19 protein-coding genes are annotated in these 24495 nt (G+C 28.6%); 18 read left to right on the forward strand and 1 reads right to left on the reverse strand.

Annotation, left to right across the window (positions count from 1 at the left end):
• Nucleotides 1-259: 259 nt before the first annotated feature.
• The 3 genes from catA to ACI48P_RS14690 are packed head-to-tail and all read left to right on the forward strand — an operon-like array spanning nt 260 to nt 1970.
• Nucleotides 260-883 carry a type A chloramphenicol O-acetyltransferase gene (gene catA, locus ACI48P_RS14680; protein WP_475216987.1) on the forward strand — a complete coding sequence of 208 codons (624 nt, stop codon included), beginning with the start codon at nt 260-262 and terminating at the stop codon, nt 881-883.
• A 58-nt stretch (nt 884-941) separates the two neighbouring features.
• Nucleotides 942-1451, forward strand: a complete 510-nt coding sequence (locus tag ACI48P_RS14685; protein WP_475216989.1) for a DNA topology modulation protein — start codon at nt 942-944, stop codon at nt 1449-1451.
• A gap of 21 nt (nt 1452-1472) precedes the next feature.
• A complete protein-coding gene (locus ACI48P_RS14690) occupies nt 1473-1970 on the forward strand; it encodes a GNAT family N-acetyltransferase (protein WP_475216991.1) in 498 nt (165 codons plus the stop codon).
• 163 nt (nt 1971-2133) lie between these two features.
• On the opposite strand, the gene ACI48P_RS14695 is transcribed toward ACI48P_RS14690, so the two are convergent.
• On the reverse strand, nt 2134-3906 hold the full coding sequence (locus ACI48P_RS14695) for a glycoside hydrolase family 35 protein (protein WP_475216993.1): 1773 nt from the start codon (nt 3904-3906) through the stop codon (nt 2134-2136).
• Between the two features lie 256 nt (nt 3907-4162).
• On the opposite strand from ACI48P_RS14695, the gene ACI48P_RS14700 reads away from it, so the two are divergent.
• The 15 genes from ACI48P_RS14700 to ACI48P_RS14770 all read left to right on the forward strand — a co-directional run bounded on the left by ACI48P_RS14700 (nt 4163) and on the right by ACI48P_RS14770 (nt 24464).
• Complete coding sequence (locus tag ACI48P_RS14700) at nt 4163-7924, forward strand: polysaccharide lyase family 8 super-sandwich domain-containing protein (RefSeq protein ID WP_475216994.1); 3762 nt, start codon at nt 4163-4165, stop codon at nt 7922-7924.
• A 196-nt stretch (nt 7925-8120) separates the two neighbouring features.
• The gene (locus ACI48P_RS14705; RefSeq protein ID WP_475216995.1) at nt 8121-10811 is read left to right on the forward strand and encodes a sigma 54-interacting transcriptional regulator; all 2691 of its coding nucleotides are present in this window, start codon (nt 8121-8123) and stop codon (nt 10809-10811) included.
• Between the two features lie 34 nt (nt 10812-10845).
• Nucleotides 10846-11955 carry an anaerobic sulfatase maturase gene (locus ACI48P_RS14710; protein WP_475216997.1) on the forward strand — a complete coding sequence of 370 codons (1110 nt, stop codon included), beginning with the start codon at nt 10846-10848 and terminating at the stop codon, nt 11953-11955.
• Nucleotides 11956-12260: 305 nt separating this feature from the next.
• A complete protein-coding gene (locus ACI48P_RS14715) occupies nt 12261-13052 on the forward strand; it encodes a PTS mannose/fructose/sorbose/N-acetylgalactosamine transporter subunit IIC (RefSeq protein WP_475216999.1) in 792 nt (263 codons plus the stop codon).
• Nucleotides 13039-13848 carry a PTS system mannose/fructose/sorbose family transporter subunit IID gene (locus tag ACI48P_RS14720; RefSeq protein WP_475217001.1) on the forward strand — a complete coding sequence of 270 codons (810 nt, stop codon included), beginning with the start codon at nt 13039-13041 and terminating at the stop codon, nt 13846-13848. Before ACI48P_RS14715 ends, ACI48P_RS14720 begins: the two co-directional genes overlap by 14 nt.
• Before the next feature lie 45 nt (nt 13849-13893).
• Complete coding sequence (locus ACI48P_RS14725; protein WP_475217003.1) at nt 13894-14385, forward strand: PTS sugar transporter subunit IIB; 492 nt, start codon at nt 13894-13896, stop codon at nt 14383-14385.
• A gap of 66 nt (nt 14386-14451) precedes the next feature.
• Nucleotides 14452-16497, forward strand: coding sequence for an alginate lyase family protein (locus tag ACI48P_RS14730; protein ID WP_475217004.1), 2046 nt, complete (start codon nt 14452-14454; stop codon nt 16495-16497).
• Between the two features lie 289 nt (nt 16498-16786).
• Nucleotides 16787-18304, forward strand: coding sequence for a sulfatase family protein (locus tag ACI48P_RS14735; protein ID WP_475217006.1), 1518 nt, complete (start codon nt 16787-16789; stop codon nt 18302-18304).
• A gap of 47 nt (nt 18305-18351) precedes the next feature.
• On the forward strand, nt 18352-18762 hold the full coding sequence (locus ACI48P_RS14740) for a PTS sugar transporter subunit IIA (RefSeq protein ID WP_475217008.1): 411 nt from the start codon (nt 18352-18354) through the stop codon (nt 18760-18762).
• A gap of 15 nt (nt 18763-18777) precedes the next feature.
• Nucleotides 18778-19965, forward strand: coding sequence for a glycoside hydrolase family 88 protein (locus tag ACI48P_RS14745; protein WP_475217010.1), 1188 nt, complete (start codon nt 18778-18780; stop codon nt 19963-19965).
• Between the two features lie 144 nt (nt 19966-20109).
• On the forward strand, nt 20110-20751 hold the full coding sequence (locus tag ACI48P_RS14750) for a bifunctional 2-keto-4-hydroxyglutarate aldolase/2-keto-3-deoxy-6-phosphogluconate aldolase (RefSeq protein WP_475217012.1): 642 nt from the start codon (nt 20110-20112) through the stop codon (nt 20749-20751).
• A gap of 10 nt (nt 20752-20761) precedes the next feature.
• Nucleotides 20762-21781, forward strand: coding sequence for a PfkB family carbohydrate kinase (locus ACI48P_RS14755; RefSeq protein ID WP_475217013.1), 1020 nt, complete (start codon nt 20762-20764; stop codon nt 21779-21781).
• A gap of 173 nt (nt 21782-21954) precedes the next feature.
• Nucleotides 21955-22986 carry a PocR ligand-binding domain-containing protein gene (locus ACI48P_RS14760; RefSeq protein ID WP_475217014.1) on the forward strand — a complete coding sequence of 344 codons (1032 nt, stop codon included), beginning with the start codon at nt 21955-21957 and terminating at the stop codon, nt 22984-22986.
• 235 nt (nt 22987-23221) lie between these two features.
• Entirely contained in the window at nt 23222-23704 is a 483-nt protein-coding gene (locus tag ACI48P_RS14765; protein ID WP_475217015.1) for an RNA polymerase sigma factor, read from the forward strand.
• Nucleotides 23697-24464: a hypothetical protein gene (locus tag ACI48P_RS14770; RefSeq protein ID WP_475217016.1), complete on the forward strand. Its 768-nt coding sequence runs from the start codon at nt 23697-23699 to the stop codon at nt 24462-24464. The genes ACI48P_RS14765 and ACI48P_RS14770 overlap by 8 nt, the downstream gene beginning before the upstream one ends.
• Nucleotides 24465-24495 lie beyond the last annotated feature (31 nt).

Here is a 24495-nt window from a genome sequence, read left to right on the forward strand (position 1 = left end):
TAATTCATTCAAGCAAGTGATACCAATGCACTAATCTTAAGTAAAATATAATCGCAGACGTAGTCGCTTAAAAAGCTTTTGAGCAACGGACGGAGTCGTTGGCGACATGAAGTAGTTCGCAAACGTAGTCGCTCAAGCGAAGCGAATTTTTTATTACAGTTAGCATATATTTTACTGAATATAATTATTAAACTTTAGACTTTAGCTAATAATTATTGTATAATACAGGAAAATGTGGAATGGAAAGGGAATATTATTAATGAATTTTAGAATAATAAATAAAGAAACTTGGGACAGAAAAGAATATTTTGAGCATTATTTTTCAGATATTCCATGTACATATAGTATGACTACTAAATTGGATATTACAAAACTAAAAAATTCAAGTCGTAAACTATATCCAACAATGTTATATTTAATTTCAAAAGTGGTTAATAACAATGATGAATTTAGAATATCTTTTGATATGAATGGACAATTGGGAATCTTTGATGAAATGCTTCCTTGTTATACAGTATTTCATCAAGATACTAAAACTTTTTCTAATATATGGACAGAGTACTCTGATGATTATGATACTTTTTGCAAGTTATATGAGAAGGATATGGAGATGTTTGGGTCAGTAAAAAGAATGATAGCAAAACCAAATATACCTATAAATAACTTCTCGGTATCGATGATTCCATGGACAACATTTGATGGATTTAATTTAAACTTACAAAAAGGATATAATTATTTATTACCGATTTTTACAATGGGAAAATATTATGAAGAAAATGGTAGATATTTTTTACCACTAGCAATACAGGTTCATCATGCAGTGTGCGATGGGTTCCATATATCTAACTTTATAAATGAACTACAACTGTTATTGGAAGAGTAAGTTTAGTGTAAAATATTATTAAATAATTAAAAAGCATATAAAGATAAGGGGGAATAAAATGAAAATTGCAATACTAGGCTATAGTGGTAGTGGAAAATCCACACTAACAAAACAACTTGCAGCGCATTACAACATACCTGCTTTGTTTCTTGATACAGTTCAGTTTATACCAAACTGGCAAGAGCGTGATAGAGATGAGGCAAGGCAAATAGTAAAGGACTTTATGCAAAATGACTCTTGGGTAATCGATGGTAACTATACTGGCTTTTATCAAAGGGAAAGACTAGAACAAGCAGACAAAATCATTTATCTAAACTTCCCTCGAAGAATCTGTCTTTATAGAGCTTATAAAAGATATCTTGAAAATAAAAATACCACTCGTGAAGATATGGCTGAAGGCTGTATGGAAAAAATGGATTTTGAATTTATGTGGTGGATTTTACATAAAGGTCGTTCAAAAGAAAAAAGAGATAAGTATAAGGAAATAGTAGAAGAATTTAAAGATAAAGTAGTGGTTTTGAAAAATCCTAAAGAAGTAAGTTTATATTTAAAGCAATACAATATTTAAATATAGTTGGGGGATTAGAATTTGAAAAATAATATAACTTTAAAAAGTGAAAATCTAGTACTAAGAAACCTACACAAAGATGATTTACAAACTTTATTTGAATACAGAAACGATGAAAACTGTGCAAAATATCAAAGATGGGAAGATACATCACTAGATTATCTAAAGAATCTTATTGAAAATAACAAAGAAAAAAATATATTAGATAAAGAAACTTTACAGCTAGCTATAGGTTTAGCATCTACCAATGAGCTGGTAGGAGATATGTTTGTAGCATTTAAAGATAAAGTAATTACTCTAGGATATACTATTTCTCCGAAGCATCAAAGAAGAGGCTTTGCATATGAAATAATTAAATCACTCGTTAATTATATATTTGATAATTTTGATGGATATGAAATTGTGTGCTTAGTACATCCTGAGAATGAGCCAAGTAAAAACTTATTAAATAAGCTAAACTTTAAAAATGAAGGTTATGTAGAAAAAATAGATAGCATAATTTATTATATAAATGACTAAGAAACTAATAATGGTGATATGCATATAAATAAAGGAATGTTTTACTTCTTAAAAGTTTCGTGAAAAAATGAAAATAAAAAAAGCGCTTAGGTCATATTTAGTATAAGACTTAGGCGCTTTGTATTACACAACTTTAGATTAGAGTTACACTAGATAAAATAAATTACTTAGTGTAACACGGTTTATCGTCTAGTGTTATAGAATCTTTGTATTTTCCTTCAGTTTCAAATACAACTATTCTATTTTTTCCTTCCTTTAATAAAGGAGCAGGTATGTATAAATAATTTGTTGGACCTATCTCCCAGAAGCGTCCTAAATTAAATCCATTAATAAAAGCGCATCCTTTGCCAAAACCTTCTGTATTTAAGAAAGTATCTCCTTTTTGATCAACTTCAAATTCATATTCATAAAATGCAGGAGTATTTTCCTTATAATATCCATTAAAATCAACATTATCTATATTATCAAACTCTAAACAGTAGTGATTCCAACCAGTGTGGAAGTGTATATCTAACATAACTCCACCCTTTATACCTTTTCTTTGAGAAGGAGCTACTAAGCTACCACCGTAGTTTATTCTACCTAAGTTTTCAACTAATACATCTAGGATATTATCATCTTCTTTATCTAAAATTAAAGATTGATTTGTACCTATAAAATTATCTTTATATAGTGTAGAATGATAATTTTCATTCATAAATACTTGAGCTCTATCATCCATACCTATTAATTTAAACTTTTCTAATTCATTCTTTTTACCAACATTAGCTCGATATAATATATATCCATAGCCTTGTCCAAGAGCTTCCATATTTAAAGTATTCTCATCATATATTGGTTTTGCCAATTTATCTAAAGTACTAAATAAACTTACTTTATTAGAAAGTTTTATATCACCATAAGATACTTTCTTTATATCAGTAGTAAATTTGACTTCAGGAATATCAACATAGTTAGAGATAACTTCTTTAAACTTATTATATTTTTCAGTGGTTTCACCGTATTCGTTTAATAGGGCATCATAATCATATGTTGTAGTTTGAGGATCTATACCATCATGGTAACTGCAACCATTGTAGAAGCCGAAGTTTGTACCTCCATGGTACATATATATGTTAACATGTCCAACATCTAATAAATCCTTTAATTCATTAGCGGCATCCTGTGCATCTCTTCTTTTAAACTCTTCACCCCAGTTATTGAACCATCCAATCCAAAATTCCATACACATAAGAGGTCCAACTATATCATTTTCTTTCATAAAATCAGCAAGTGCTCCGATTTGTTCTTTTGATCTAGAACCAAAGTTTGCAGTAGGTAATACTCCTTCTTCTACAATTGTTCCAGCTTCTAAAACTTCTTTCCATCCACCATCAGATGTGAATAGAGGAACTTCACAACCATGTTTAATCATAAGATTTTTTATATTTTTTAAGTAGGTTTTGTTGTTTCCAAAAGATCCATACTCATTTTCAACTTGCATCATAAGAACTGGTCCACCTTGAGTAAATTGAAGTGGTCTTATGTATTTAAATAATTCTTCAAAATACTTATCAACAGCACCTAAAAATATTTCACAGTTACTTCTAACTCTTATACTTGGATATTTTAAAAGCCAAGCAGGTAATCCTCCAAATTCCCACTCTGCACATATATATGGAGTAGGTCTTAGTATAACGTAAAGCCCCATTTCTTGAGCTAGTTTAGTAAATTTGGCAAAATCTTTTTGTCCTTCGAAATCGAATATACCTTCTTTGGGTTCATGTATATTCCAAGGGATATATGTCTCAACTGTGTTACACCCAAGAGCTTTTAATTTTTCAAGTCTATCTACCCAATATTCAGGAACCACTCTAAAGTAGTGAAGAGCTCCTGATATTATTTTGATTTTTTCATTATTAATATAAAAATCTTCTTTAATTTGGAATTTATCCATAATGTAATCCTCCTAATGACTAAAAATATATACTTTTAATTCAAGCAAATATCATGCCAATATAAAAATATGACACTTGGTGGGTTTATACATTTGTGTCATATAGTAAACTATAGAATATTTTACAGCGTAATTAATCTAAACCTAAGTAATATGCTTATTGTTAATAGATATTTATAATAAATAAACTAAATAGCTAAAAATGGAATGATAATTGCTACAAATAGAAGGTAAGTAAACTTAGGAGGAGATTAGAATGAATAAAATTAGGAAAAAAAGAGGGATATATATTAGTTTAGCTACAGTATTAATAATTAATAATTTAATGATGGCAGTGCCTGTTAGTGCGATAGAATATGACAATAAGGATAACGTTTTACTGAATTCGAACATAAGTCAGTATAAATTATTAGACATAAATGGAGATTTTGAAAATTTACATACAATAAATGATTCTTTTTCTGTATTTTGGAAAGATGGCATAAAGCCACAAAAGTGGGATATAAGAAGGCACTCTAGTTCTAAGAAAGATATGTTAGGAGAAATAATAACAGATGACGTTAAAAATGGAAAAAATGCTGTAAAAATAAATTTAGATCAATCCACTGGATTTTTACAAACAGAAACAAGTATAGAAGCTGAAAAAGAATATAATATAAGTGCTTGGATGAAAACAAATAATTTACAAACAAACTGCGCTAATACTTCTCATAAGGGAGTAGCTATTAGAGTGGAACAGTTAGATTCACAAAATAATGTACTTAAAAGAATTGATATAGATAAAGTTTCAGGAACAACAGACTGGAAGGAATACAAAACAACAATAAAAGCAGAACCAAAAGCAGTAAAGTTAAAGATGGTACTAGTATTTGATACAGGCCTAGATTCTGGAGTAAATGGTTCAGTAATTGTTGATAACTTTAGTATAGATGAAGTAAAATCGGAACCTACAGGAATTACTTTATCAACATCAGAGTTAGAAGTAACACCGAATGCTACAGGAAAAATAGATTACCAAATAGAGCCAATACAAGCAAATAATGAAGAGGTTATATGGAAAAGTAGTGACACTAATATAATAGAAGTAAACAATGGAGAATTTAAAGGCATAAATGAAGGAACTGCTACTATTACAGCAACACTTAAAAATTACCAAGATTTACAAGCAAGCTGTAAGATAAAAGTTAGTAATGACATAAAAATAGATAAAGTAGAATTTGAAGAAGATACGATAAATATAGATAATGGAAAAAACTATATAATTAAGTCAAAAGTGTATCCACAATATGCAAATGAGCAATATCTATTAGAGGTAGCAGATGAAAATATAGCAATAGTAAAAGATGGAATAGTAATGAGTAAGCAGGTAGGAAACACTCGTGTAGTAGCTAAAAATAGTGAGGGTGTTGAAGTAGGGAGTTTTGATTTAATTGTAAATAATTATACTGAAGATATATATGATGAGTTAGCTCAAAAAGTAGAAAAGTCATTAGTTCCAAATCATCTAATATCAGTAGTTAATGAGAGTGACATGAACACAGTTAATACTATAGTAGATAGGGCTATTGGATACTGGGAAACTATGAACAAAGATACAAGTAAAAATTATCTTTGGGAAGATTTAAGTGATACTACAAATTCTAATAATGTAACAAAAAGTTTTGAAAGATTACTAGAAATGTCAAAAGCATACTATTTATTAGGTTCGAAAGTAAATGGCAATCTAGAACTTATAAAAGATACTGCTTATGGCTTAGAATGGATGATGGAAAATAGATACAATAAAAGCTATTATAACAATTGGTGGGATTGGCAAATAGGAGCACCACAAAAAGTAACTGAAACTATGATTTTACTTAGAGATTATATGACAACAGCGAAGGTAAATGAGTATGTGGATATAATTTCTTTCTATGTACCAAATGCTAGGGACCAATGGCAAGGAAATACAACTAAGCCAGGAGTTATTGTTAGACAAACAGTAGGTGCAAATAGATTAGACATGTGTCAAGTAATGATCTACAAAAGTATATTAGAGAAAAATAGTGAAAAGTTACAAGAGGCGAGTATAGATGTATTACCAGAATTAAAATATACAACTAGTGGAGATGGATTCTACACTGATGGATCTATAATACAGCATGGTGCACTACCGTATACAGGAACTTACGGAGCAATACTTTTATCAGGTATAGGTAAAGTAAACTATATGCTAGAAGGTACTAAGTGGTCGCTTCCAGAAGATAAAGTTGAAATGATTTATGATGTTATAGAAGATTCTTTCGAACCGTTAATGTATAAAGGATTAATGATGGATATGGTAAACGGAAGAAGTATATCTAGAGCTACGGGCCAAGATATAAATAATGGTGAAGGTGTTATGAAGAGTATAGTAAAATACTATATTCCAGCAGCAAGCAAAGAAAAAGCTGATGAACTTAAAAGTATGATAAAGTATTGGATAACGGAAAATGATGCTAAAAATGTATTACAAACAACTAATGATTTAGAATTTAAAGCGCTAGCTACTGATATTGTAAATGATAAGGATGTTCAATCAAGAGGAGAGTTAGTAGGACATTATAACTTTGCCAATATGGATAGAATGGTTCATAGAAGAGAAGGGTTTGTATTTGGTACAAGTATGTATTCATCAAGAACATATATGCACGAAGGTAATATGAACAAAGAAAATTTAAAAGCATTCCATACAGCTGACGGTATGACTTATTTATACAATGGGGATGTTGAACAATACTCAAAAGGATTCTGGCCAACGGTTGATCCATATAGATTACCTGGAACGACAGTAGATACACTAAGACTTAAAGATGGAGCTGGTGGAAAAAATGTAAGTGGTAGCCAATCATGGGTTGGAGGAAGTTCTATAGATGGACAATATGGTGCAACTGGAATGTACCTAGATAAATCTAATGATAAGGACTATGATATGGATTTACAAGCTAAAAAATCATGGTTTACATTTGATGATGAAGTAGTAGCATTAGGTTCAGGAATATCAAGTACTAAGGGAAGAACTATAGAAACTATAGTAGAAAATAGAAGATTATCAGACTTAGGAGATGAAACATTTACAATTGATGGAAATGTAGATATAAATAGTATGGGAGTTAGTGACTACAAGGAAGAAGTAAGTTGGGCACATATCAAAGGAAACAAAGAAAATACAGATATAGGTTATTACTTCCCAAGTAAAGCAAATGTAAACCTGTTAAGAGAACATAGAACTGGTAATTGGAAGGATATAAATGGAGCTCAAGCAGATAAGATAGAAGAAAATAATTACTTAACTATGTGGATAGATCATGGAGTAAATCCAGAATTAGATAATTATTCTTATGTTTTATTACCTAATAAATCAGCTAAAGAGGTTGAGTATTATAATACAAATCCTAATATAGAAATCTTAGCTAATACTGAAAATATACAAGCAGTAAGAGAAAATAGATTAAAAATTACAGCTATTAATTTCTGGGAAGATAATCAAAATATAGATTTTGTAACAACAGATAAAAAATCATCTATAATGGTAAAAGAAGAAAATGGAAAACTAAAAGTTTCTATATCAGATCCAACTATGGAAAATGAAACTATAAAAGTAACTTTAGACAAATCAGCACAAAGTGTAATAGCTAAAGATGATAGAATAAATGTAATTGAATGTGGAGACAAGATAGTTTTAGAAGCAAATGTAAAAGATTTAAAAGGAAAATCAATAAATATTGAATTTAAAACTAAAGAAGTAGATGAATTAAAAGCGCCTACTAATATAAAATTAGAAAGCAAAAAAGAAAACAAATACACAATAACATGGGACAACCAAAATGAGAAGAAAATTAAAAATTATGAAGTATATGTAGATGGAAAACTTACAACAACAGTAAATAACGAAAAAGTAAAATTAAACTTAGGTAAAGGCGAATATATAATAAATTTAGTAGCAGTAAGTAAAGATGGTAAAAAGTCAGATATAAGTGATAACTTAATAATAAAGTAATAAATAAGAGCTATTATAGTATGATTTAATTATCATACTATAATAGTTCTATTGATTAGTGTTACATAAAGCTATATTAAATAGTTGTAAATATGAAGATGGATTTAGTAAAATATTACACTAGATTAAAATAATTTACACAAAGTGGTAAAAATATTATAATTATTAAAAATATATACGACGAAAGAGGGATAAAGTGACAATTAAGGAAAAAGTTTTTAAAACACTAAGGGAAATTTGCTGCGAACATGAGAATGAAGATTTTAGGGGAGTAATAGCAAATCAAATTGCAGAAATATTAAATATTCAAAGAAATGTTGCTAGTCATTATTTAAATGAATTATGTAAAGAAAATAAAGTTATAAAAACTAATACAAGACCTGTATATTTCATAGATGCACAGTGGAACGTAAAAAAAGAAAATATAATTAAAGAAAAAGATAAAGGAAAAGATCCATTTTATTATATTATAGGTAGCAATGGAAGTTTAAGAGAGCAAGTAGAACAGTGTAAAGCAGCTGCAGTTTATCCTAATAAAGGTTTACCTATAATGTTAACTGGAAATAGTGGAGTAGGTAAGAGTTATATAGCAAAGGTAATATATGAATATGCAATATATAAAAAATGTATAGAAAAAGATGCCCCATTTATAACATTTAACTGTGCTGATTATGCAAACAATCCAGAACTTCTATCAGCAAATCTATTTGGATATAAAAAAGGTGCATTTACAGGGGCTAATAAGGATTCAATAGGATTAATAGAAGCTGCTAATAATGGATATTTATTTTTAGATGAAGTACATAGACTATCACCAGAAGGCCAAGAAAAACTATTTTTATTTTTAGACCAATGTAAGTATAAAAGAATAGGGGAGGCTGATAGTTGGAGAGAATCTAATGTTAGGTTTATATTTGCTACAACTGAAAACTTAGATGAAGTTTTGTTAGATACCTTTAAAAGAAGAATACCTATATTTGTAGAAATACCTGACCTTTGCGATAGAGAATTATCAGAGCGTTTAGCAATGATATACAGTTTTTATCATAAAGAAGCAAAGGAAATAGGTAAAGATATAATAATAAATAAGAATGTAATAAATTCATTATTATCTATAAGAGGAAATGGAAATGTAGGATTATTAAAAAATATAATAATAAGTAGTTTGGCAAATGCCTACAGATTAAATAATAATGACACAATAGAAGTTGGAATAGAAAATCTACCCAAAAATATAAAAAACTCAATAAATATAGAAAATAATTTTTATTATCAAAATATGCAAATCTTAAAAGATGAAGAGACTGATTGTAATTTGTTATTTATTGATAGTAAATCAAATGAAATAGTAAGTGAAGAATTAAAACAATTAATTAAAATAATATTAAATTTAAATGATGATATTATAGATTATGAAAAATTTAAAAAAACGTCAAATAGAAGCGTAAATAAAATAATAAAAGAAATTATATTTAATAATATTAATATAGAAAAAGATATACTGATATATGACTTGATTTTTAATACTGTAAATAATGCTCTTATTTTTATAAAAAACAACTATGGGATAAGATACCATGGAAATACAACTAAAATAATAACTTATATTATAATATCTCTTAAAATGATTAAAGAGAATATAAGTAAAAAGGAATTAAGCGCTTGTCTAAACATATTAAAAAATAAACTTTCTGATAGCTACTTAGTTAGTGAAAAGTTAATTGAGATAATAGAAAACACATTAGATAGCCATGTAAACTCTTCGATAATAATATTAATAACACTATATATAAATAGTATTTCAAGTAATAGTGTAAAAAAACCGAAGGGGATTATAGTAGCACATGGTTTTTCAACTGCAAGTTCTATAGCATCAGTTGCTAATACGTTTTTTGAAGAGTTTATATTTGAGGCATTTGATATGCCTATAGATGTTAGTACAGAAACTGTAACCAAAAATATAAAAGAGTATTTAAAATGTACTAATACAGAACAGGGAATTGTGATATTAGTTGATATGGGATCATTAAATGATATATATAATGAAATAAAAGATAGCATTAGTGGTGATGTAGGGATAATAAACAATATATCAACAAGACTAGCATTAGATGTTGCTAATAATATTATAAATAATGAAAGTATCGAAAATATCGTTAAAAAGTGCTCTAATAATAATAAAACAGAGTTTAAATATTACGAAGCTAAAACTAAGAAAAGAGCTATATTAGTTACATGTATATCTGGAGTAGGAACTGCGAAAAAAATAAAAAATATACTAGCTAAATGTATTGGGGAATCTGAGCTAGAAATAATAGCACAAGACTATGATAGTTTAGTAAATGAAGAATCAAAAAATAATTTATTGAAAAAATATGATGTTAAACTTGTTATATCTACAAGTGAACTTTATATACCAAATATTAACGTAATAGAACTTCAAAATTTAATGAGTGGAGAATTTGACGAAATATTAAGCTCGGTTATAAAAGAAGTGAATATAAAAAGAGATATAAATGAAATAAAAGATAATATAATAAAATTATTTTCCCTAGAAAATATAATGAATCAATTAACAATACTTAATCCAAATAAAATAATTGAAGATGTTACTAAAATCGTAAATAGATATCAAATATCAATGAATAAAGATTTTAAAAGTGAACTTAAATTAGTATTAATTATACATATAAGTGCCTTAATAGAAAGGCTTGTTATGAGAGATGCGATTACTTCACATTCTAAGGAAGAGGAATTTATAAAAAATAACAGTGATTTTATAAAAGAATCTGAAAGAATATTTGAAGATGTATTGAAGGAGTATAGAGTGACTCTTCCTATAGCAGAAATTATAAATATCTATTACATAATAGAGCTTAGAAATTAGATAATATAACATTAGAGATAAAGAGGGGGATTTTATGCTAAGTATATTAATAAAACCAGCATCAGGTAATTGTAATATGGAATGTGAATACTGTTTTTATGAGTCAACAAAGGAATTTAGAAAAGAAAATTCAGATAAAAGAATGTCTCTTGAAACCTTAGAAAATATAGTAAGAAAAGCATTTGATTTTGATAAAGAAGGAATATCATTTGCATTTCAAGGAGGAGAACCTACTTTAGTAGGGTTAGATTTTTATACAGAATTTATCAAGTTAAAGAACAAATATAATAAAAATAATATAAGTGTAAATATGAGTATGCAAACTAATGGATACAATATAGATGAGAAGTGGGCAGAATTTTTCAAAAAAGAAAATTTCTTAGTTGGCTTATCAATAGATGGACCGAGATATATTCATAATAAATATAGAACTTTAAAAGATGGAAAAGGAACATTCGATGATATATTAAAAGCTAAGAAAATATTAGATGAAAAAGGTGTACAATACAATGTGCTTACTGTAGTAAATAGTGGGAATTACTTTAAAGCAAAGGACATATATAATTTTTATAAAAAAAATAAAATATTTTTCGTCCAATTTATACCTTGCCTAGATAGTGGATTTGAACAAACTGGAAATCATAGTTTTTCATTAAAACCATCTATGTACGAAATGTTTTTAAAAGAGTTTTTTGACCTGTGGTATGAAGATTATAAAAAAGGAAGTGCAATTAGTGTAAGACTTTTTGAGAATATATGCGCAATGATGTTAGGAATGATGCCTGAAAGTTGTGAGTTTATGGGTAAGTGTAGTATTCAAAATGTTATAGAGTCAGATGGAAGTATATATCCTTGTGATTTTTATGTTACACAACAAAATGAATTAGGAAATATAAATGAAATTGAATTTGAAGATATACCAAAGAGTAAGCCTGCAATTAGATTTGTAGAAACTGAATCGCCATTAAATAAATGCAAAACTTGTAAATACGGAATACTTTGCAAAGGTGGATGTAAAAGGTATAGAGATATATCGACACAAGAATATTATTACTGTAATACGTTTATTAATTTCTATGATTATACAATAGATAGGTTTATAAAAATATGTAAAGATATAGTAAAAAGAGAAAAAAAACAGTAAAAAAACAGTAAAATATAAAAAATTTAAAAATCCTAAGATAAAATTTCTTAGGATTTTTTTATTAGTGTCATAATTTTTATTATAATAAATAAAATAGTCATATTTAAAATGAAGAGATATCTTTTATTGTCATATATTTTTTAAATAAATTTACGGTATGGGCAGAACTAAATGTAAATATTATATAATTTAGTAAAATAAATATAAAAAACAAAATAGGAAAACGTATTACACAAAGTTGGCATAATAATTGCTAATTATAAAGGTGTGAAAATTTATAAAACAATATGGGAGGGGTCATAGAAATGGAAATTCAATTATGGCAAATTTTTTGTTTAGCATCGTATGCGGCATTAGCTCAGTATGATGGGCTACACTTTTTATTTGGGCTACCTAAGCCAGTTATAGCTGGTATGTTTGCTGGTATTATTATGGGAGATTTAAGTACAGGTCTTTTAGTAGGTGGAACAATTCAGTTAATGAATTTAGGTGTTAGTAACTACGGAGGAGCTTCAATACCTGACTATATGTCAGCAACATTAATTGCAACAGCACTTACAGTATCTACAGGACAAGGTGTTGAGTTTGCAGTAGGAATAGGGGTTCCAGCGGCACTATTATTAGTTCAATTAGATATTTTAGCAAGAATGACAAATACATTCTTCCAACATAAAGCAGAGGCTTACGCAGAAAAGCGTGACTATAAAAATGTTAAGTTAATGAATATACTAGGTGTAATTCCTTGGTCTCTTTCAAGATTTGTTCCAGTGTTTGTAATATTATTCTTCGGAGCAGACGTAGTAGATACTATATTAGCAGCATCGCCAGTATGGTTCCTAGATGGATTAAAAGTAGCTGGAGGATTATTACCAGCAATAGGGATAGCAATACTATTAAAGTACTTACCACTAAAAACTTATGCGCCATATTTAGTTGTAGGATTTGCTATTGCAGCATACTTAAATGTACCAGTATTAGGTATAGCTCTAATAGGTGGAGCTGTAGCATTTATAAGATTTAAGGAAAGAAGTGAACAAAGTATAGGTATGCCACAAGTTGTAGGAACAGTTGGAGGAGGTTTTGATGAAGATGAGTAAAATAGAGAGAAAGTTTACTAAAAAAGATATAAATAGAGCATATTTTAGATGGTTTGGTGCTGGTGAAACAGCTTGGAACTATGAAAAGATGCAAGGCCTAGGATACTGTTATACAATGATGCCATTCTTAGAAAAGATATATGAAGATGAAGATGAATTAAATGCGGCAGTAAAAAACCATATGCAATTTTTTAACTGTAATATGACAACTAGTTCATTAATAATAGGAGCTAACTTAGCAATAGAAGAACAAGGTGGAGATGGTGTACAAGATGCAGTTGCTGCAATAAAAACAGGACTTATGGGACCTTTAGCAGGAGTTGGTGATACACTATTTGGTATGACATTTAACACTATATTTGGTTCAATAGCAGCATATATGGCACTTGAAGGAAATCCAATAGGATGTATAATATGGATATTAGCTAACATCGGTAGAATGTTTTTAGCAAACTTCTTTATGCACTTAGGATATAAAGAAGGAGCTAAAGTTGTAGGAAGTATAGGTACAAAACTTAAAAATATAACTGAAGCAGCAACAATACTAGGGATGACAGTTATAGGTGCATTAATACCAACAGTTGTAAAAGCTAACACTAGTTTCATATTTAAAAGTGGAGATGTAGAATTAGCTCTTCAAGATCTTTTAAATCAAGTAATGCCAGGATTATTACCATTAGGTATAGTATTCTTAACTTACTGGTTACTAGGAAGAAAAAATTTAAATTCAACAAGAGTAATATTCTTATTAATATTAATAGGAATGCTTGGTTCTATGAGTGGTATATTAGGATAAATTTCAATAATAAATTTATGACAATAAATTAAGGGAGATATATAAATGAAGGGTATAGTACATTTTAGAATAGATGACAGATTAATACATGGTCAAGTAGCGACATTTTGGAGTAATACACTTAAAGTAAACAGAATAATGGTTATAAATGATCAGGTAGCAAATGATGAGATGCAAAAATCAGTTTTAAGAATGGTAGCACCAGCTCAAATAAGAACTTCAATAATAACTAAAGAAACTGCATACAAAAATATAACTGCAGGAAAATATGAAGGCCAAAGAGTGCTTGTAATAGTAAAAAACCCAGAGGATATATTAGATCTAATAAAAATGGGACTACCTGTTAAAGAATTTAATGTAGGTAATATGGGTGCTAAATCTGATACTACACAAATAAAACGTTCTGTAAGTGTTACAGAAGAGAATGTTAAAACATTTAGAGAATTAGATAGTCTAGGGGTAGAAATGACATCAATAATGGTTCCAGATGACCCAAAAACAAATATAATAGACTATATAAACAAAGCAGGATTATAGAATTTTTATACTATGGCTACAAACTAATTAAAGTTTGTAGCCATTTTTAATAAAGGAGTTTTAGGTATGAAATTATTAGAAATAATTGACATAGATAAAATATGTAAAGATGAAAGTAATTTAGAAAAAGAAATATTAAGTCATTTTAAAAATAGATGTAACTCTGCGTTTATAGGCAAGGATAAAGATAAACTTATAGAATATGTAGGCGTAAATAATAAAAAAGAAGTAGAGGAAATTATAAAAAAAGCAGATAGATTTATGTCTGGAAGAATCATTTTTGATATGAAGTGGGATATGGAAAGGTGTAATAAAGAATATATTTTTAAAGATGAAATAGATTGGACTGTAAATCCATTTGGAGATGAGGAATGGATTTATATGCTAAATAGGCATAAACATATTTTATTATATGCACAAGCTTATTTAATAACAAATGATGAAAAATATATTGATAGAATAAAAAAAGAAATTAAACACTGGATAATAAATGTAAAACCTACGAAAGAGAGTAAAGCATTTAGGACTATTGAAGTAGGAATAAGACTTAGGAATTGGATTAAAATCATAGAAATTATAATTAATAGTGATAAATTTGATTATGAATTTCTAGAAATGATTCTAATATCTATTAAAGAACAAATAGATTTTATACTACAAAATAAAAGAGAAGATAGAATATTAAGCAACTGGGTAGTAATGGAACATGTAGGAGTGTTTATAGCAGCTTCATTTTTTAAAGAATTAAAAAATAGTTCTAAATATATAGATATATCACAAGAAATGATAAGGAGATCTTTAGATATACAAATTCTAAACGATGGTCTACACTGGGAACAATCTTACATGTATCATAATGAAATTGTAAATTGTATTATGGATATGGTTATAGTAGGAAAAAGATCAAATGTAGAAATAGATTCATCTATTTTGTATAAAATGAAAAAAGCATTAAATGCTACATTAAATATTTCAGATCCTAATATGATGCAGATAAATTATGGGGATAGTGACTATGAAGATTTAAGAGATATCCTTTGTTTAGGATCAATATTATTAAAAGAAAAAGAATTAAAATATAATATAAATGAGATACCTATAGAAACTATTTTTGAATTTGGATATGAAGGTATAGATATATTTAATAAATTAGAGGCAAATGATAAAAAACTAAAATCTAAAGCATTTACAGATGCAGGAAACTATATAATAAGAGATACTAGTGATGAAAAAGACATATTTACCTTTTTTAAGTGTGGACTATTGGGAAGTGGTCATGGTCACTATGATTTACTTCATGTGGGAATAAATTATAAAGGTGAAGAGGTTTTAAGTGATAGTGGAAGATATAGTTATAGAGAAGATGAAAAGTTAAGAAAGGTTTTAAAAGGCTCAAAGTCTCATAATACGTTAACTGTTGATGATAAAGAGTTTAATGAAAGTTACGGATCATGGGGAAGTAAAAAAATCGCCAACTATATAAAAAGAGAGCATAAATTCTCAAAACTAGGAAGCTTTGTAGAAGGTGCACATACTGGATATGAAGATATTTTGTTAAATAGAAAAGTTATCTATATTAATTCTGGAATATGGATATTAAGTGATGAATTTTTCACTAAAGATACTCATAACTTTGAGAGTAGATTTAATTTTAATAAGCCTAATTTAAGGATTGAGAATAATAGATGTGTATATCATATGGAATGTGGTAAAAAGGTCTATCTAGAATCTTTAGATGATTTAAATTTAAAGATAGAAAATACAGTTATTTCACCAGAGTATAATTCTATATACGACAGTCAAAGATGTATTTTTGAAAAACATAAAGAAGGAGATTGTTTTTTTAATATTATAATTCATAATAGTGATGCAAAAGTTAAAGAAATTAAGTATATTCCTATATTAGATTGGAAAAAAAGAGAGTTAGATAGTAAATATGCTAAGGCTATAAAAATTTTATGCGATGATAAAGAATATATAGTAATAGTAGTAACTAATGAAGAGCCGACAGGCAGAAAAACATATATTGTAGATAATACAGTAGTATATGGTAGAGTAATTATAATAAAAAGATCAGGTGGATTAGAGGAAATAGACATACTAAGTTACTAACTTAGTGTAATAGTGTATGCAGGAAGTGTCATACTAAAGGAGAAATATTTGTTAGAGTTTTAGTTTGTGTTAAAGTTACACACAAACTAAAGCTCTATTTTTACGTTATTATAAATCATATCAATTTAAAATAGTTAAACACTTGCATAAACTGGTATGTCTAGCGTGTAAAATATGCTCTAGTATGAACATAAAATTAAATTTTTAGTAAGAAATTGATATTACAAAAGGTTGGCATGAAATATGCTTTAAATAATAAGTATAAATTAGATACAGGAGGTGTAGATGATTGAAAAAAAATAGACCCAATATTTTATTGATAACTAGCGACCAACAACACTATGATACAATTGGTGCTTTCAATAAAGAAATAAAAACACCTAATTTAGATAGATTGGTAAAAGAAGGAACAACTTTCAATAGAGCTTATACTGTTAACCCTACATGTACTCCATCTAGAGCTACACTTATTACAGGAAAATATCCTAGCCAACATGGAGCATGGTCCTTAGGGACAAAACTACCAGAAAGTGAACCTACAGTAGGGGGTTATCTACAAGATGAAGGTTATAGAACTTCATTGATTGGAAAGGCACATTTTCAGCCATTAAAATCTACAGAAGAATATTCTTCACTAGAATCTTATCCTATACTTCAGGATTTAGAATTTTGGAGAAACTTTAATGAAGATTTTTATGGATTCGAAAAAGTTGAATTAACTAGAAATCATACCAATGAACCTCACGTTGGGCAACATTATGCACTTTGGTTAGAAGAAAAAGGATGTAAAAACTGGCGAGAATATTTTTTACCGGATACAGGTACTATGAATCCTAACATTGAACATAAATGGGACATAGAAGAGGAGTTCCACTATAATACATGGATAGCAGAAAGAACAAATGCAATGCTTGAAGAGTATAAAAATAATGACGATAACTTCTTCATGTGGGCAAGCTTCTTTGACCCTCATCCACCATATTTAGTTTGTGAGCCTTGGGCATCAATGTATGACCCTAATAAAATAACCGTTCCAAAGGTTGTAGATGGAGAGCATGATGACAGTCCGCCACATATAAGGATGACACAAGAAGAAAATCCAGATTTTTCTGAGTATAAAGAAACAGGTTTTGCAATACATGGTATGAGTAGAACTCATATTGTACCTGAAGAAAAACTTAGAAAAGATATTGCCGTGTATTATGGAATGGTAAGTATGATGGATAAATATATAGGAAAAATCTTAGATAAACTTGATGAGTTAGGTTTAGCTGAAGATACACTTGTTATATTTACTACAGACCATGGTCATTATTATGGACACCATGGGTTAACAAGAAAAGGTGCATTTATGTATGAGGATTTAATAAAAATACCTTTTTTAGTAAGATGGCCAGGCAATGTTAAAGAAAATCATATTAATAGTTCGATGCAATCTTTAGTTGATTTTGTGCCTACTATAATGGCAGCTACAAAAACAGAAATTCCAAATACTATAACTGGTATAAATCAGTTAGATGTATGGTTAGGAAATAAAGACAGTCTAAGAACTCATATAATATGTGAAAATCACCATGAACCAACGACTATAAATCAAAGAACATATGTAGATGATAGATATAAGATAACAGTATATTTTAATAAGGAATATGGAGAATTATATGATTTAAAAAATGATCCAGGAGAAATAAATAACCTTTGGCATAAACAAGAGTATGATGAATTAAAAACACATCTCCTTTTAAAATATATTTGGGCAGAACTTGGAAAAGAACCTATGTGGATGCCAAGGATAGCAGGGGCATAGAAGTCAAGTTTTTAAAATTTATATAGAATAAAGTTAAGGAGTATAGGATGTATAAGATATTAGTATTAAGTCATGGAGACTTAAGTAGAGGGATAGTAGATGCAGGGAAAATGATTTTAGGGGACGTATCTGGAGTAAGTTATTTAAGTTTAGATGAAGAGGGAATAGAAAAATTCACTACTAACTTAAAGTTAAAAGTAGAAGAGTTAAGTAAGGAATGTAAAGATATATTAATATTATCTGATTTATTTGGTGGGACACCATTTAACAAATCACTAGAAGAACAAATGAAAAATGACAATATAAAAATAATATCTGGTGTAAACTTACCGATGTTTATAGAGGCGTTAATTAATATTAATTCAGATTTAGAAGATATGTATGATACTATTTTGGCATCAGGATCAGTGGGAATAAAATCAGGACAAATAACTGCAAAAAGTTTAGATGACGAATAAATGGAGACTATGGATATGTTTAAAGAACTAGAGGTACAAGAGATTTTAAAAAGTAAAGAAATATTACAAGAAAGCTATTTGTCGCAAGAAGAAATAGACAATGCTCTAAAATATGTAATATCTAAAATAGATGAAAATATAGAACTATATACAGAAAAGTTTCCGAGTGCTTGTACAACAAACCAGATATATAGAATAAAAGATAATGATGATTGGACAAATGGATTTTGGACAGGAATGCTATGGATGGCGTATGAGTATACGAAAGATGAAAAATATAAAAGAGTGTGTGATATACATTTAGATAGTTTTAGAAAAAGATATGAAGATAATTTTGTATTAGATCATCATGATTTAGGATTTTTATACAGTTTATCAGCAGTAGCAAGTTATAAAGTATGCAATAACGAAAAAGGTAGAGAACTTGGAATATTAGCAGCTGATAAGTTAAAGAAAAGGTTCCATGAAAAAGGGCAATTTATACAGGCTTGGGGAAAATATGGAGATGAAAAAGAGTATAGATTAATAATAGACTGTTTATTAAATCTTCCACTTTTATACTGGGCATATGAAGAAACTGGTGATAAAAGTTATCTAGATATAGCAAATGCTCATTATAATACTGCCATAAAAACAATAATAAGAAATGATGCTTCAACATATCATACATATTACTTTGATAAAGATACAGGTAAACCAACTTTAGGTGTTACACATCAAGGGTTTAGCGATGAATCATGTTGGGCAAGGGGGCAAGCTTGGGCAGTTCTTGGAATGCCAATAAATTACAAATACAATAATTTAGAAGTAAGCAAAGAAATCTATGAAGCTGTAACTAATTATTATATAAACAAACTTCCTGAGGATTTAGTTCCTTATTGGGATTTAATATTCAAAGAGGAAGATAAAGAGCCAAGAGATTCATCTTCAGCAGCAATAGTTGCATGTGGAATTTTAGAAATGGACAAATACTTAAAAGAACATAAATATAGAGACGTATATATGAAAGCCGCTCATAAAATGGTTAGAAGTTTAATAGAAAATTATACTAGTGAAGGTGTAAATTCAAATGGAATACTGCTTCATGGAGTATATGCTTACCATAACAATAAAGGTATAGATGAATGTAATCTTTGGGGTGATTACTACTACATGGAAGCTCTTATGAGATTAAGAGATAAAGAATTTAATACATACTGGTAAAATTTATATAAAACGAAAACATGTTATGGATAAATATGTATTAATGGTTGTTAGATAAATAATAGGGGCTATCTAAAAAAGAGATATGCTCCTATTTTGGATGTTAAAAAGTATGATGTAGCACATGAAGGGAGAAATTATATAATGAAAAAATATGACACATTAAAAAGAGTACAAGATTTAGGGGTAGTAGCTGTTGTAAGAGGAAAAAGTAAAGAGGAAGCAATAAAAATAAGTGAAGCAGCTATTAAAGGTGGAATAAATATAATCGAAGTAACATTTACAACACCAAAAGCTCAAAGTGTAATAGAATGTTTAGCTGATAAATATAGTGACGAAGAAGCTATAATAGGTGCTGGTACAGTTTTAGATAGTGAAACAGCAAGAATTGCTATATTAAATGGATCTAAATTTATAGTAAGTCCTAATTTTAAAGAAGATATAGCTAAATTATGTAATAGATATAAAGTACCATATATGTCAGGGTGTATGACAATAAATGAGATTGTTACAGCGATGGAATATGGAGTAGAAATAGTCAAGTTATTCCCTGGTGGAGCTTATGGTCCATCTATAATAAAAGATATATTAGGACCACTTCCACAAGCATCTATAATGCCAACAGGTGGAGTATCTTTAGATAATATAGATAAATGGATAAATAATGGATGTGTAGCTGTAGGAATAGGAAGTGCATTATATAAGTCGGCAGAAATTGGAGATTTTGATAGTATAGAAAAAGTAGCAAAACTATTTGTAGATAAGGTAAAGGAAGCTAGAAAGTAGGGGGACTAATATGAAGAAAAGAGTGGTGACTTTTGGAGAGATAATGATGAGGTTATCTCCAAGTGGCAATAGTAGATTTTTACAAACTTCTACTTTTGATATCAACTTTGGTGGAGCAGAAGCTAATGTAGCTATATTACTGTCTTATTTAGGGATTGATGCAAGATATATTTCTAAATTACCAGAAAATCATATGGGAGAGATGGCTATATCATATTTAAAGAACAATGGTGTAGATACAACATATATTTCAAGGGGCGATGATAGGATAGGAGTATACTATTTAGAAAAAGGAATTGGTGTTAGAAGTTCAAATGTAATATATGACAGAAAAGATTCTGCAATTTCTAAAGCAACAATTAGTGATTTTGAATTGGAGAAAATCTTTGAAGGTGCAGATTGGTTCCATTTTTCAGGGGTTACCCCAGCACTTGGATCTAATATGGTTGAAATATTAAAACAAGTTGTATCCTATTGTAAAAATAATAATATAAAAATATCAGTAGATTTAAACTTTAGAAGTAAGCTATGGTCTTATAAAGATTTTAAAAATGTAATGATTGATTTAATAAAAGACTCATATCTTTGTATAGGATGGATAGATTTTTATAGGAATGATGATGATTTTGTGCCTGTAAGTTTTAATAGTGAGGAAGAAGAGCTTGAATACTTTAGCACAAGACTATCAAAAATGAGTGAAGAACTAAATATAAAATATATTGCTACTACAATAAGAGAGACTGTATCAACTAGTAAGAATACTTTAAGAGGATTCATATTTGATGGAGAAAATTTTGTACACTCGAAGAAGTATGAATTTGAAATTATTGATAGAGTGGGATCAGGAGATGCTTTTGCGGCTGGTTTAATATCAGAATTAGTACAAGATAAAGAGATTAACGAAGCAATAGAATTTGCTGTATGTGCAGGGGTCTATAAGCATACTATCAATGGGGATGCATGCATAGCAAGTTATGATGAAATAAAAGGAATATCTAACGGAATGGTAAGTGGAGGAGTTTCGAGATAAAAAACTATTTATTTTAAATTATTAAAAAGTAAGTAACTAACTGAGAGCTGATTTTAGTATTTATGGAATATGAAGAAATATATACTTTACTCTTTGAGTTTAGCTTAAAAGATTGATATAATCGATATATATAAAATACAGTTTTATATTATTTTACTAAGGAGTTACTTATTTTGAAAAAAGATAATTTAAAGTTAGAGAAAATAATTGATTTTGAAAAATGGGATAAGTTACAAGATTCAATTGCTTTAGTTACTAAAGCGGCCATGATTACTGTAGACTACAAAGGTAACCCGATGACAAAACATAGCGGATGCCAAAGGTTTTGTTCGATAGTAAGACAAGATAAAGAAATGGTAAAGTACTGCAAAAAGTGTGACTCAAGAGGTGGACTAGAAGCAGCTCGTATAAACAAACCATATATATATTTATGTCACTATAATATAGTAGATATAGCTATACCAATAATCGTTGATGACAAGTATATTGGAGCAATAATGGCTGGTCAAATTAAGCTAAGCAATGAAAATGATCATGATATGCTTGAGCAAATAGCCACAGCATCGAATAAAGAAATGGCAAAAGAAACCTTAGAAAGTATAAAAGAACATTATGAAAGTCTACCTGTTTTAACTTATGAGGAAGTAGTGAATATAGCTAATATGCTTTTTGATTTATGCAATTATCTTGTGGATGAAGCTCTTAATAAGAACTTAGCTATGGAAATGAGTGATGCTATAAATCTAAGTGAATATAGAATAAGTCAGGAGACTTTTAAAGGGCATAAAACAAGAAGTATTGAGAATATGAAAAAGGAAATGTCTAATTTTATTATAAACTCTTATGTAGAAGAAAAAGATTTTGATAGTGGGAAACCATCTGTAAGTAGAACCTTAAAGCCTGCAATAGACTATATTTTTGAGAATAAAAGTGAAAATATATCTGTAAAGGATATGGCTGAGGTCTGTCATGTTAGCCAAAGTTATTTTAGTAGGTTGTTTGTAAAGGAAACAGGAGAGAAGTTTTCTACTTATATATCAAAACTAAAAATAAAATGGGCAAAAAGTATACTGGAGGAAACCGATATATCAGTTGCTCAAATAAGTGAAGAACTTGGATTTAATGAGCCAGGATATTTTATAAAAATGTTTAAAAAATATGAAGGAGTAACCCCTTCTATTTACAGGAAGTATTATAAAAAGTAATTATTAGTTAGTACATATAAACTGTTAACTAATACTTAAGATTTAAAATAAATAATTGTTAACTAATATATATAAATGATTAGTTAGTAAATAAGATTTAAAGTTTCTACTGAAGTTAATTAATTTTAGTAGAAATTTTTTTGTGAAAAAAGTGAACCAATTAATATAAATTTGCATCTAAAGAGTGTAAAGCAAATATATAGCGCTATAATTTGCAGGAAAGGTAGGAGGTTAGTTGAATAGAGATAAATTTGTAAATAAAGTAATTGAAAGTGAAGACACCTTATATCGTGTAGCTAAGTCAATTCTTCTTCATGATGAAGATTGTGAGGATGCTGTTCAAAATGCAATTTTAAAAGCTTACGATAAATTACATACATTAAAGGAAGAACAATACTTCAAAACATGGATAGTTAGAATACTTCTAAATGAGTGCTATGCCTTAAAAAGAAGGGAAGTACCAAAAGTACCTTATGAGGAGTGCTCTGAATGTATAAAAAGTGAAGATAAAACAGACTACACTGACTTATATCTAGCAATTAGAAAACTACCTGACAAAATAAAAATAACTGTTGTTCTTTATTATGTAGAAGGTTATTCAGTGGATGAGATTAAAAAAATATTAAGAATACCTTCAGGAACTGTTAAAAGTAGATTATCAAAAGGACGTAAGTTATTAAAAATAAAATTAGAAGATATGGAGGTAATTTATGAATAACAAAAACCTAAAAAATACCTTTCCAGAAACACCAAATAACTTTAAACAAAGGGTAAGGACTACATTAAATAGTCTACCCGAGAAAGAGGAGTATTTAAAAATGGAAAATAAAACATATAAAAAAATATCTTTTAAGAAAAAGTTAGTGGTAGCAGTAGCGGCTACATTTGTTTTAGGAACAACAGCTTTTGCAGCTGGCAAGTTATTTTCAGTAGCAGGTAGTACTAGCGTTATACCAACATATAAAAATATTCCTACTATAGAGCAAGTAAGCAAAGATTTTGGATTTAAGCCAGCTTTAGTAGAAAAGTTTGAAAATGGATATGAGTTTACAAGTGGACACACTACAGAAAATGAGGGATATGATGAAAGTGGTAATTCACTTGGAAAATCTAAATTACTTAACATGTTTTATAAAAAAGGGGATGCAAATATATCTATAGGAGTAGAAGACCTAACTCTTGTAGGAGAAGATACAAATGCAGTAGTAGTAGAAAATTACAAAGGATCATACTTAAAATACACAGCTTATGCAAATAAATTTGTTCCTGAGGATTATGAAATGACTGAACAAGATAAAAAAGATGAAGCATCAGGTAAGTATGTATTTAGTGTGGGAAGTGAAGAAGTAGAAATATCTGAAGTTCAACATATAGGTTTTGAATTAGATGGATTATATTACTCAATATTAGCAATGGATTCTGAATTAAATCAAGATGATTTAGTAGCTATGGCAAAAGAGATAATAGATAGTAAATAAAGAGTATGTTAAAAATAGTGTAAAAGAGAGC

It is taken from the genome of Romboutsia sp. LXY-2 (assembly GCF_056171995.1).

Bases quoted from the DNA above. Each gene is read 5' to 3' on its own strand.
- catA (WP_475216987.1), top strand. From the start codon at position 260: ATGAATTTTAGAATAATAAATAAAGAAACTTGGGACAGAAAAGAATAT.
- ACI48P_RS14685 (WP_475216989.1), top strand. From the start codon at position 942: ATGAAAATTGCAATACTAGGCTATAGTGGTAGTGGAAAATCCACACTA.
- ACI48P_RS14695 (WP_475216993.1), bottom strand. From the start codon at position 3,906: ATGGATAAATTCCAAATTAAAGAAGATTTTTATATTAATAATGAAAAA.
- ACI48P_RS14700 (WP_475216994.1), top strand. From the start codon at position 4,163: ATGAATAAAATTAGGAAAAAAAGAGGGATATATATTAGTTTAGCTACA.
- ACI48P_RS14710 (WP_475216997.1), top strand. From the start codon at position 10,846: ATGCTAAGTATATTAATAAAACCAGCATCAGGTAATTGTAATATGGAA.
- ACI48P_RS14715 (WP_475216999.1), top strand. From the start codon at position 12,261: ATGGAAATTCAATTATGGCAAATTTTTTGTTTAGCATCGTATGCGGCA.
- ACI48P_RS14720 (WP_475217001.1), top strand. From the start codon at position 13,039: ATGAAGATGAGTAAAATAGAGAGAAAGTTTACTAAAAAAGATATAAAT.
- ACI48P_RS14725 (WP_475217003.1), top strand. From the start codon at position 13,894: ATGAAGGGTATAGTACATTTTAGAATAGATGACAGATTAATACATGGT.
- ACI48P_RS14730 (WP_475217004.1), top strand. From the start codon at position 14,452: ATGAAATTATTAGAAATAATTGACATAGATAAAATATGTAAAGATGAA.
- ACI48P_RS14740 (WP_475217008.1), top strand. From the start codon at position 18,352: ATGTATAAGATATTAGTATTAAGTCATGGAGACTTAAGTAGAGGGATA.
- ACI48P_RS14745 (WP_475217010.1), top strand. From the start codon at position 18,778: ATGTTTAAAGAACTAGAGGTACAAGAGATTTTAAAAAGTAAAGAAATA.
- ACI48P_RS14750 (WP_475217012.1), top strand. From the start codon at position 20,110: ATGAAAAAATATGACACATTAAAAAGAGTACAAGATTTAGGGGTAGTA.
- ACI48P_RS14755 (WP_475217013.1), top strand. From the start codon at position 20,762: ATGAAGAAAAGAGTGGTGACTTTTGGAGAGATAATGATGAGGTTATCT.
- ACI48P_RS14770 (WP_475217016.1), top strand. From the start codon at position 23,697: ATGAATAACAAAAACCTAAAAAATACCTTTCCAGAAACACCAAATAAC.